Source organism: Acinetobacter sp. WU_MDCI_Abxe161, from assembly GCF_025514355.1.
GTDB classification, from domain to species: Bacteria; Pseudomonadota; Gammaproteobacteria; order Pseudomonadales; family Moraxellaceae; genus Acinetobacter; species Acinetobacter pittii_E.
This window is the reverse complement of sequence record NZ_JAHPTU010000015.1, coordinates 38,113-51,706: the sequence shown is the minus strand read 5'-3', so window position 1 is coordinate 51,706 and position 13,594 is coordinate 38,113. Positions and strand designations below refer to the sequence as shown.

The window sequence follows — 13,594 nt, the reverse complement described above, 5'->3', positions numbered from 1 at the left end:
ATTCCTGTTGACGTAAATTTTTAATTTTGTTTCTCTATTAGATGATCATTATGATCGCTATCTATTCGGCCAAAAATCTTTCAAGCAATAAAAAGCATGTCAATTTAGACATGCTTTTTATTTTCAAATATTAATACTTAATATTAATTTTCATCATAGATAAACTTAGTATGTGCCTTGCCATGTTTATCTAAACTAAGAGTAAACTCTTTCCAACTCCCCCCTGTATGGGTAACCATTAAATCATGTAGCTTTATAATTAATTCATTGACCCTATAATCAGGGTCATTTAATAATGCATAATTAACATTATCTTTATCAATATATGCAAATTTTGACCCTATTGATAAAGACCCATCATCAGAATCCTTATAATAATCAAATACGCATTCTAAAGAGTCATATGAGGTAGAGACACTGTCATGCATTATTTGCAATAAACTATTTAAGATTTCTGTTTGTTGATTAATACTCATTTCTCACCTTTTATTTTGAAGACATATTTAGGAAATCTTTAGTCTGTGGTACACCACCAATATTGTAAGTTACTCGAAGTGAGTCGGGCCTTGCATTTGATGAGGTAGATCTATTGAATTTGATAGTCACATTATCTACTTTAGTGCCTTTTTCTAATGCATTTCGAATCTCATTTTCCCACTTTTTATATGCAGAATTGTTAAAATTTCCATTTTGTGGAAAAAGATTAAATCGATCACATGTTCCCCCTAAAGAACAAGCCTGAGCATGCCCACCGACATCACCCGTTACGCCCTCTTTTCCAGCAGCAGTCTGACGACTATCACGTGGTATTTTATTCAATGTTGGTTGAAAACTTAATTCCTCAACATAACCATGGGCATTAGTTTTAAACTCAGTACCATTATCCAACTTTACATGACTATTTGCTGGAGGGTTATTAAGAATATCATACTCTTTTGTTCCTTTTTTAGCCTGATTAGCTTTAATATTAATAACTTTAGGTGTCGTTTTAGGCGGTAAAGAAAAACCATTAGTCTGAACATTTAAACTTGGATCAAAATCAGCCTTAAGCTTAATCGTCTTAGAAGCATCAATAACAATCTTACCACCTTTCTTCGCAACCGTGACTGTCCCTGCACTGACTAGCCCTGATAATGTATTGAGTGCGAGTGCCATATCAGCTTCACCCAACTTTTCAAACTCTGCTGGTGTGTCACCCACAGCATTGACTTTAGCGATTGTTTTTCCGGTATCGATTATATCTCCAGGAACTTGCTTTAAGCCCTCATATATTGCTTTAGCTGTACCTGCTGGATCATTTTTTATCGCCTCATAGACCTCTTTAGGAACATTCGGTAAATTCTTTAGATCATTAACAAATTTAGCAACAGCTCGATCTTTACCTTTTTGATATGCAGCGGTCTGAGCTACGTCTAAATTTTTATATTGCTGCTGGCACTCTGTTCCCCAACAAGTTAATAAATGTTTAATATCTTGCTTAATAGATGTTTTATTATTCTCTATTGCATTTTGCCCAATCACACCCGCCAACTGTGCATTCGATGCTGAATCACCCACTGTTCCACCAACAACTGCACCAATCGCTGCCGTTAAATCTCGAATACCTGATTTAACATTTTCTGGTAATAGATTTGCATCAAACTTACCTGTTTCAGGATTAATCGCTGTCTTGCCATCATTGTATTGATTTGCGAAGTAATCCGCTGCTGCTTCACTTGCAACTGCTGCACTACCACCCGCTGCAGGGTTGCCTCCATTTAAGTAAGCTAGCGTTGCACCCAATATTGCATGACTCGCTAATTGAGCAGCTTTGTTCTTGTCTTCACCATGTTCAAATTGTGAACCAATCAGATTCGCCGCATAAGGTGCAAGTGCATTGGCTGCAACCTGAATATCAGTTTGCCCACCAAGTGCGCCTGTGACTGCCATAGTCACTGCATTCAAGGCTCGACTTTTGTCTCCGCCCATACCCCAAGCTTGATTCATATCACTAGCTTTTGCATAGTCAGGTGAATATTGACGTAGATATTCCTCTTGCTTCGCTGAATCAAGGCTTTGGTAATACTTCAGCGCATCACTATCTAACCCTAGTTGATTAAGTATATTTTGCTTTTCAGCATTTTTTGCTTTTTCCGCCTGTTGTTGCTGATTCTGACTATACGTTCTTGTTGCAGCTGCAATCGTAGAAGTCGCATCTGCTACTGTTTTTTGCTTATCTAAAATAGTTTGTAAGTTCGGTAAAGTCTCAACCGCTCTATTTGCTGTCGAGGCGTCGCTATGAATACCCAATTGCTCAACCGTAGTTGACTTGCCACCAACCTTAATATTACCTGCACTTAAAGTAGCATATGTCGTACTGCTGTCTTTGTCAGACTCATGTTGCGGTAAGCTTGGACTAAAGCTGGTTGCATTACGCCAGTTATCATTGTTAGTTGGTGTTGGTGCTTTGCTATCTCCAGTCTTACCTTTACCCAGACTTGTACCACCAGATAGGCTAACTGTAGTCGCATCGTACTGGCTTTGGTTCTCGATATTGCTAAAAGTTAAACGGTTCGTGGTCAGATCATTTTTATCTTTAGTTGCAGTCGAAACAATTGCACCGCCTTTTAAGTCAACACTATCTGCTTTTACATGGTAACCACCATTTCCAGCAAATAATCCAGACTGCTGCTTAACGCTATTGGAATCACCCGAGGCTTTGCTACTACTAAAATTACCAGATGCCTGCCAAGCTGTACCAAACGAAGCTTGCAAGCGACCACCTGCTCCAGTTTGTTTGGTATTTTGCTCAACAGTGTCTTGTAAACTTTCAACTTTAAGCTGACCACCTACATCGGCATCAATACGGTCTGCTTTTGCCTGTGCTCCACGTAGAGTGGTGTCACCTTTACTGGTTAAACTGATATTTTTTGCATCCAAAGTCGTTTGGTTATGGGTTTTACTGTCTAAATGATTACTACCTTTACCAAAACCAGCCTCACCATAAATGTAAGCACCCGTCTGCGCCCCGACAGAGACACCCACCCCCACACTCAAGCCCGCATTACTGTTTTTACCATCAGCTTTATTTTGGCTTTGACCAGACTCCAAAATAATATTTTTTGAAGAATCTAGATTGATCTTATCTTCTGCTTTTACCTGTGTATTTTGAAGATGAATATCGCCATGAGTACTGGTTAAGTTGACATTGCCGCCAGCTTTTAAGTTATTTTGTTGCGAAGTGGCATAGCTGCTATTTTGCTGATTTTTATTGGTACTAAAGCCAATGCCAGATTCAGCTTTAAATAGTGCACCACCTTTAATATCACTATAGGTTTGGTAACCCTGCGCACCCGCTGCAACAGCTTGTAAGGCTTGTGTACGGTCATCTGCTTTACTGTTTTTCGCTTTATCCGCTGCATTCAATAAGTCAATCAGCGGTGAACTCACACGACTAAATTGTCCGATTTTTAAGTCTTTGCTATTTTCAGATGAGCTACCCGTGTCATGGCCTTCTAAAACCTGAATGTCTTGCGCCTTAATATTTAAATCTTTCGCAGCAACAACGTCAGCAACTTGTTGGGTATATTGACGGCCTGCCTGAATATTGACATTGCCTTCTAAACTGCCCACTTGACTGCGTTGCTGTTCAACACCTTTACTATTGCTTTGGCTCTGACCATTCATATAGCCATAGAACTGCTCCGTATCCGAAATCTGCGCACTACCAATACCTTTGTTTGAACTCTGCTCACTTTGGCTTTGGCTGTTCTGGCTCGATTTGATATTGATATCACGAGCAGCATTAAGGTTCACATCACCTTTTGAGGCAACTGAACTACCGATAATATTAATATCGCCTTCCCCAGTTTGTAGGGTTGTTTTTCCACCCACCGAAAGCTGGGTTCCTGTCGTTTGAGTACTACGACCATCACCTTGGTTTTTGTTTTTGAATGTTCCAGCAGGTGCAGCCCAATCACGGTTATCAATACTAAAACCACTTTGTTTACGGTCAGCAGTTTGCTCTGAATGACTCTCTGCAATACCCAGATTAATATTTTCCTTAGCATGCAATAATGCATCGCCTTCGGCAGAAAGCTGCGCACCTTGGCTATTAATACTTCCTTCTGTTGCAATAATATTTAAATTGCCTTTGGCTGTCGCTTGGGTGACTACAGCTTGAGTATTGGATGTATGACTGACCTGATTTGTTTTATTGCTACCTGCTTGAATGGTTACTGGTGTCATCGCTGCCATAGACGCTTTTCGTACAGCTTCACCTTGAGCCATCACCTGACCAACGGCGCTATCCGAGAATTGACCATTGTTCATACTGTTTTTGTAAGCAGATGCGGCAGCCATAGCTGGAGAATAGGTCACGCCAACCGAAACGCCAGATTGTTTGCTATGAACTTCTGAATGTTGCTCATCGGTTGCATATGCTGAATTTAAATTAACATTTGCGCCTTTTAGATTGAGGTCTTTTCCTGCATCTAAAATAGCTGCTTCAGTGGTCAAATCTTTACCAGCAATAATGGTCGTATCACCTTTTTGGCTACGAACTACACTTTGAGTTAAGGTTGTAGATTTTCCATCCTCTTTTGTATTTAAACTAGATTTTGCATAGCCTACACTTGCCACACCATCTGAAAGGCTCGCTTTAAATCCTGACTTTTTGACAGTCTGCTCTTGTTGATTAGCATATTGATTTTCCGCAGCCACAATATTGACATTTTCTTTGGCCTGAATCTGAGTCAACTCATTCGAAACCACCTGACTACCACGAATATTGATATTATTTGCATCGAGTAGAACTTTTTTACCGCTGATCGTACTTGCTATCGCTTCACTAGGTTGATCATGAGTAAATCCAGTATCTGTCTTACTGCCTAAAGTTCCTTTATGTTTCTCATACCACTGTCGATCAAACTGGCTGGTCTTACGACCCTCCTCAATATCTAACTGATTAACTGCGGAAAGTTGAGTTGTTCCTTGTTCGCTATTTAAACCGGAACCTTGTACTTTGATGTTTTGTCCATTTAATAATAATGAGCCATTGCTATTCAGCTGACTACCGACATCCTGCATTTTCTGGCTAGTCGCATGATTTTGTGCATCACGGTAAGTTGTAAGTTTATAACCCGTTTTTACTGTGCCAATGTCAACATTACCTACCGTATTGATCACTGTGGCACCATTGCCATTATTGAGTTCAGCAGCTTTAAGAACCGTATTTCCAGCTACGTCAACAACCAGTGTTGCTTTATTCGGTTGAATCTTATTACCACTACCTACATAAAGCCCTGCAACACGGTCCACTCCTGTTGTGCTTGAACCAAAACCACCTACCTGTGTTGTCGATGTTCTTGTTGTAGTTTCAATTTTAAGATTACCACCGACTTTAACCGCCATTGCATCTTTGGCACTGATTTGACCTCCAATATTATTGAGGTCTTTTTTCGTGGTGATATCAACGGTATTGCCTTGTATACGGCCCATCAGGTTATTAATATTATTTGCAGTAATCTGAACAGCTTCTCGTCCAGCAATGGTTGAACCATTCAGTAAGTCGCCGTTTAACTTAAAGTTAACGCTATTACCCGTAAGTAAAGAACCGTCTCCTTTTAAGTCTCCTACACGAGCTTTTACATAGACTTGCGGAACAAGCGCTTTTGTTTTCGTTCCATCTTGTAGAGTCACATCTTTTTCAACTAACCAGACAATATCACTGGTCAATTGCGCAATTTGCGTAGCACTTAAAGCAATACCAGGACGCAAGCCATATTGTTTGGCAAAAGTCACCCCGTTATTCATTAAGGCTTTATATTGTTCCTCATCGGATCCATAACCTTCCAAGAAACGATAACCAGTCAAATTAGCTATCTGGTCTTGCACCATTCGCTGCTCATAAAAACCATCTCCTAGACGTTTTTGTTGCAGTGCAGGGTCAAGTCCTAAAGCATTCAGCATATAATCTGAAGATAACCATTGGTTGTAATTGGTAAAGTTCGGATCAGTCTCAATGATATAGCCCGCTTTACTATCCGCTCCTGTTCTATACAAGGCATTATTCGCAACTTTAATATTGTTGTTATTAATGGTACGAATTTCGAGTTGCTCCCCAGTACCCGCTTGATTTGGTGCAGTGGCCTGATCAGAAGTCGAAGCACCTGAAACTTGAGAAGCTTTTTGACCTTGTAATTGGTCCAAAACAGAGATTTGAGTGGTATTGTCTTTGAGTTGAACGTTAGCCGAGTTCCCATTTTGCCCTGAAGTTTGAACATCTGTTTTTACAGAAGTCTGACTGGCTGCTTGTAAATCCTTGTTTTGTGCAGCACCTGCTTGCTCAACTACAGTAGTATTATCTGCATCACTTAAACCATTAACCTGAGTTGTGTTGGTCTGTGCATTCTTGATTGGGCCACTAGCACTCTTAGAAACAGCCGTAATATCTTGATTCGTTTGGTTCAGCTCATAATGATCGGCGACTTGACCTATCGGCACATCAATTGTTGTTTCAGTTGAAACTTCAAAAGGTCCTTCCCAATCACCCTCATGTTCCCAATGTTTAAATATTGTTCCCTGATCTACAACCTTTCTAGTCCCTTTTATGCCATTATCTGAAACAATGGCGCCTCCCAAATTAATCAGCTCTCCTCCAGCTAAAATTTGGCTCTTATCATTAAACACCTGGGCACCACTTAGATCCAGATTTCCGCCTGCTTTAATTTGACCCGGAGCCGATTCAAGGGCTTTGGTTTCATAGGTAATTTCACTATAGGTATATCTTATCCAGTCTTCAAACCAGTTACCACCATCATACTGGCCATCAAAGGTACACCAGGCATTACAGAATTTTTCTAGGCCATCTATACGTGATACTTCAACATTATCATCGGTTATAAAATGCTTATTAATATTATTAATCTGGGCGGCTGATAAGCGCATATTGCCAAGTGACTCAATCGTTGCACTTTCATTATTAATGATAGTAGCTTGACCAATCGCTTTACGGTTTTCATCTAAAGCACCGCCTAAATATAAGTTTGCAGCACTGAATATAAGTGCCTGACTCGCATAGTCTTGTGTGTTAGCCAGATTATTTAATACACCTACACCGAGGTTCATGTCCCCTCGTGAAGCAATAACTGGAGCCTTACCTTGAGCATCTGGCAAGTTATTTAAAGTGTTAGCGCTAATCGCAAGATCTGTACCATAGATACGACCGGTACCTCGGTTATTTACAGTATTTGCTTTTAGTGTAGTGTAATCCCCGTTAATCAGCCCAGTGTTATTAATCTCGTCTTGGGCTTCAATTTGTGTATCGTGACTTTCAATCTGAGCATTGCTATTGTTAGTTATATTGGCTGCATTTAATTTTAAGATATTGCCAGCATTAATTTTTCCATCGTTGGTAATATCCGAAGTTGTACTTAAGCTCAGATTTTTATTCGCTTGTAATTGTCCTTCTTGAGTCTGCTTAAAGCTTTCTTTCAGCGTAATATTCGCATCACCCAAACTTGCAATATGACCATCACCCGTAAGCGATTGAGCTGTAATATTTAAATTCTCACCTGATAGTAATTTGCCTTTTTGGTTATTAATAACTAGCTGATCACCTTGTAAATTTAGCTGTTTAACGGCGCTGATTTCACCAGATTGGTTGTTCAACTGCCCGCTAACATTAAGTACAGCATTTTGGTTACTACGGATTGCACCAGACTTGTTATTCAAAGTTTGGGTGCTCAAGTTTAGATTACCAGCATCAATACCTTGAACAGACGTACTATCACTAGTTAAGGTATTTTGGTTATCTAACTGCTGAGTTACAAGATCTAGCTGCCCCATGGCCATGATATGGCTATCTGGATCTGTTGCCACCAATTTACCTTGGTTATTGATCTGCTCAATGGTCAGCTGCATATCACCCATCGACAAAATCTGTCCAGACTGGTTATTTAGTAGTTGTTTTTGACCTATCCCTTGTAATTTCAGATTTTGGGTTGCAAGCAATGTTCCTTTATTGTTGATAACCTGATTTGCACTTAAATCTAAATTTTGTCCACTTGCAATGTAACCCTGTGTATTATCGACGGCATTTAGATTTTTTAAAGTAAGATTGCCTTGGCTAAGTAATCCACCTTGTGTACCGCTATTGGTATTCACTAGATTCTGACCATTGGTATCAAGTACAAGTGATGTTTTCGCCTGCACAAGACCCTGATTATTATTAAATAGACCAGATAAAATCGAAACCTGATCTGAGCTGATCATACCTTGCTGGTTAGTGAATGCCTGTTGTTGGCTATCTATATTTATCGCTTTTAATGATGTAATTTTGCCTAACTGGTTATTAACCCCACCTGCTTTAACATCAATTACGCCAGATGACTGTAATGAACCTGATTGATTATTTAAAAGTGAAGAACCTGCATTAATATTTAATGCACCATTCACACTGCCAATTTTACCTTTGGTGTTATTTAAACCATTGCTATTTAGCGTAAGTTCCTGACCTGCCGCTACAACACCTGTTTCATTATTCAAGAGACCTTCGCTTTGTAAGGTTGTACTACCTTGTGCATTGATTTGCCCTGATAATGAGTTATCAATGGATGCAGCTATCACGGACATATCTTGTCCAGATTGAATAATACCGCCTTGGTTTTGTAATGCTTGCGTACCTGCTTGAACAGTTAAATTACCCTGAGTTGCCAGCTTCCCTTGATTGTTAATCAAACCTTGACTATGGATATTGAGGTTTTCATCAGCAACAATTGAACCTTGGGTATTATTAATATTTTTTTGGCTGTTTAAATCGATTTCACCCAGAGCGCTGAAGTGTCCAGCTGTATTATCTACAGATAAGGCTTTTGCCGTTAAATCAGTTTTTGCCTGTAATACGCCAGACTGATTGGTGAGAGCCTGATCCCCAGCATCAATAACTAATCCGCCTTGGATACTACCAATCTGTCCCTGATTATTATTCAAACCCTGACTGCTCAAAGTTACATTTTGGTTTGCAACCAAAGTACCTGATTGGTTATTGATAAGCCCGGCACTCATGATATTTAGTGCATCCTGTGCACTGATTTGCCCTTGCTGACTGTTATCTAAAGAATTTACTTTCAGGTTCAAACCAGCACCACTTAGTAACTGGCCTGCTTGACTATTATCCAATGCCCCATTGATCACTAGATCTAAAGCTGAACCACTGCCTGACTGAATCGTTCCAGCCTGATTAGTTAAATTTTGACTTGTAATTGTAGTATGAGCATTCGATGCAATTTTTCCGGCTTTGTTGCTGACGTCACCCGTGCTTTTAATTGTATTATCGCTGAGCGCAAGAATAGTACCTGAATCATTATTTAAACCACCACTTGTGATTTTCAGACTCGTTCCTGCTTGAAGCGTACCTGAAGTATTTAATAATTTTTCTTTTTTAGCATCAATGGTTAATGAACCCTGAACGCTACCAATTTGCCCACTTGTATTATCCAAGCCCTGACTTTGGATAGAAACGTTCTGATTAGCGGCCATTACCCCAGTTTGGTTATTAATCGCTTGTTGCGATAAAACAGTTAAGGTATCTGTAGCATTAATTTGACCTTTATTACTGTTATTTATCGAACCTGCTGTAATTTTTGCAGTATTACCCGTCAGTTTACCGGACTGACTGTTATCTAATGCACCATTGATATTTAAAGTAAGATCAGCATTTGTCTCAATTGAACCTCCTTGGTTATTCAGACTTTGCCCCGTAATTTCTATCGCATCGCCACTTTGAATTTGCCCTTTAAGGTTATTTAATTTCTGAACTTTTAATGCCAAATGTTTTTGAGCAAAGATAAGACCAGACTGATTATCTAAATTTTGAGCGCTTAAAGTCAGATCTTGAGCAGCAAGTATTTTACCTGCTTGATTATTCAAATCGCCTAAACCAGCATCTAATGAGATATTGCCCTGAACACTACCAATTTGTCCTGCATTATTGGTCAAACCTCGACTCTGTGTAGTCACATTTTGTTTAGCAATGATTTGTCCAGAGGTATTGTTAATATCTTTATGACTACTTAAAGCAAGTGAGCTTTGGCTATTTATGAGTCCAGAGTGGTTATTAATCTGGTCAGCACTTACAGTTAAATCTTTTTCGGCTTGTAGAGTTCCAGAAGTATTATTAACTACACCAGATCCTGCATTAATCGCTACAATGCCTTGACTACTACCAATTTGACCACTGCTATTGTCTAGGCCATTAGAAGTAATGCTGACATCTTGATTCGCTACAATTTTGCCCGACTGGTTATTAATAATCCCTAAACTGGTCAGAGTTAATGCATTTTGTGCAGAAATGAGTCCACTTAAATTATTATTAATAGAACCTGCTTGAATACTGCCATTCTGTCCTGCGTAAATTTTTCCTGATTGACTATTATCGAGTAAGCCTGCCACCTCAAGTTGTACATCATAATTAAGTGCAGAACTTAATTGTCCTCCTTGATTATTCAGGATAGTTGTTTTTAGCTGCAAACCTGACTGGCTCTGTATCAGACCTAATTGGTTATTCATTTGGTCTTTAATAGCTAAGGTAAGCGGTGTTAACGTGCCACGCTGAACCATCTGACCTTTTTGATGACTTAAACTATTTGCAGAGAGATTGATTTGATCTGCGGACGTAGTCGCGCCATCCAATACAGCTTGTCCAGCATCAACAAACAATTGCCCATTCGTTAAAATCTGACCTTGTGTTCCTTGTAATTGATCAGCAGTGATATTCAGTTGCTGATTCCCTGCATGGATAATCTTTCCAGCTTCATTATTCAGAGCAGATGTATTCAGGTTAATTGAAGATGCATTACTGCTAATTTCTCCTGCTTTGTTATTTAAGCCGTTTACAAAATTTAGAGCAAACTCATTGTTCCCAGTATGCTGAATTTTGCCTTGACTATTATCAAGTTGCTTGGCAGTCAGCACTACATTTTTAGCACTTAATTGCCCTTGCTGATTATTAATAAGATTTTGGCTAGCCAACTTGAGTTGATCTTGGGCAACTAGGCTTCCAGTTTGTGTGGAGATACTACCGGCCGTGCTACCTAGCTCAATATTCTGTGCCTGCAATTGACCTTTTGCTGCATCAATATTGCTTTGGGCTTGTACTTTTAAATTACCGCCAGCTAAGGTTTGTCCATGTAAACCCGCTTGATCCGCCTTAATTGACACATCACCAATGTTAGCGATTTTACCTTCACGATCTAGGCCCGCAGCAATCAATCCACCTACGCTGTGCTCTAAAATTGAACTAGTAATCTGGATATTTTTTCCAGCTGCCAAAGTGCCAACATTCTGGATATTTTGTCCTGTAACTGTTAAGTCCTGATCTGCATAAACATTGCCCGTGTTTTTAAGTTGATCATGCTGTAATTTTACTGATTTAGCTTGGATCTGGCCTTCAGTATTATCAAAATGCTGGGCAGTACTTTCTAAATTTTGCTGAGCTGTAATAGACCCCTGGTTGTTATTAACACTCACATGTTTCTGATTAATTTGATCTGCAACAATTTGTCCAGCTGTATTATTAAGTGATTGGCTATCTAAGTTTAAATTGGTTTTAGCCTGAATGAGTCCCTCAGTATTATCAATCGCTTTATTTGCTTTAATATTTACAGATTGATTTTCTGAGTAGACAACACCCGACTGGTTCTTCAAATCACTTGCAGTAACGTTGACATTTGCTCCACTAGCAATTTGTCCATCGACATTATTCAACTCACCAGTTGTGGCTAAATCAAGCTGTCCAATTGACTGGATTTTTCCGCCTTTATTGTTAGCAGACTGACTTTGAATATTGAGCGTGCTATTAGATGCAAGTTCCCCTTGTTGGTTAGTAAAACTTGAGGTTTGGATATTGGCACTTTTAACGGTAAGTTGACCTTGGTTATTATTAAAAGTGTTCCCTTTAATATTAATAGCACCTAAATTAAGCTGACCACCTTGGTTATCTAAACCATTTTGGCTGTCTAAATCTACACCACCATTGGCAACAATTGCACCTTGGTCATTATTTAGTACATCTGACACATGGATAAAACCAGTATCGTAAGTTTTTGGCGTTGTATCTACTGGTGTAACAACACCTAAACTCCCACCATCTTTAGATGGATCTGTTGGGGTCGTCGGAACACTTCCTCCTGTAGATCCCCCCGTACTGCCACCAGTATTGCTCTTAGCAATTCCGATTTTACCGCCAAGGTTAGTCATCGTCCCCGATTTTAAATCAAGACCTTGTAAACCTGTCTGTTCGATAGAACCACTATTTTTTAGATTTTTAGAGTTAATCGCTATTCGAGCAGCATTCAATGTACCGCTATTAGTAATATTATTCTGATTTTCAAGATGTAACTCATCTGCACTACTTATTAAGCCAGAGTTATTTAGATTTTGACTTGTTATAGAAACTTGAGAAGTTGCGCTACTGACATTACCTGTATTCTGAATGTTTTGAGCTTTCAGTTGTATCTGATCTTTATTTGCAATTAGATTACCATTATTGACCAGATCACCATTTGCATTCAGGGTAAGAGTACTTTGTGTACTGTTAATCGAACCAGCATTACGCACACCTAACCCTTGCTCTGTACCGATCAGAAAGATTTTTCCAGCATACATTCCACCGAGCTGGCCTACATCTAAGGCAAAGTTCGGCTGAGGTGTAGATGTTGACCCTGTAGTTGCTTTAATTTGAGGAGTCACTTGGTCTTTGACTTGAATATCATTTTGCCCAAGTACCGTACTCAGTTCATTAGCATATAGCCCCGCATTGACTTTTAAGGCCCGCGCATAAATATCTGTATAAGGTGTTAAGCTTCCATTTAAGCCTTTACCTTCAATCGTGACTTGACCTTCGCGAACACGAAATGACTCAAGATAACCTTGATTCATGACCGCTTGGCCCGTGGTTAAGGTAAAACGGTCTGCGTTAATCACACCACAGCCATCACAAACCAACCCTGAAGGGTTTGCAATGACGACTTGAGCCTGTTTTCCGGCAACTTCAATATAACCTTTAAGTTGACTTGGGTTACTGCTATTTACCTCGTTCAAAATAACTTTGGCTTCACCGTTTGCAAGCCATGGATTGCCTTGTACCCAACCACCCAACTGGGTTTGAGTGTTATTACGTGAGTTATTTAGAATGGCGCCTTCTTGACCAACATCAAACTGTGTATAGGTATTCCGCGAAACGCCACCCGCGCTTGGCGTCTGAATATTGACCTGAGTTGTTCCATTGGCACTATTTAAAATAGTAGGCTGCTGCGATGTAGGAGCACCTTTATCGGCAACAATCTGAGTTCCTGCAACACTACTCATTGGCAAGCTGATCACCAATGCCCCTAAACAACCAATAACGGCAAAGTTAAGCGGATTTAGTTTTTTATAATGAATAGGTGAAACAAAAGACGTCACCGAATCTGTTTCCATTGTTCCCTGACTTTGTCCTGCTTGCTTCGTTTTGCTTTTTACAATCTCGGCAACAGCAATAAACATACCGCGAGCATGACTAAAAATAATACGATAACGGTTCTTATTCATTTTAAAATCTCACTAAATCTTTTTT

The 13,594-nt window shown here is 39.5% G+C and carries 1 protein-coding gene and 1 pseudogene; both read right to left on the bottom strand.

From position 1 onward, the window contains the following. Positions 1–143 precede the first annotated feature (143 nt). Complete coding sequence (locus KTI78_RS14935; RefSeq protein ID WP_262446560.1) at positions 144–476, bottom strand: immunity protein YezG family protein; 333 nt, start codon at positions 474–476, stop codon at positions 144–146. Positions 477–543: 67 nt separating this feature from the next. Further along, positions 544–13,569: pseudogene (locus tag KTI78_RS14920) on the bottom strand (hemagglutinin repeat-containing protein); the annotation flags it as partial. Positions 13,570–13,594: the final 25 nt, after the last annotated feature.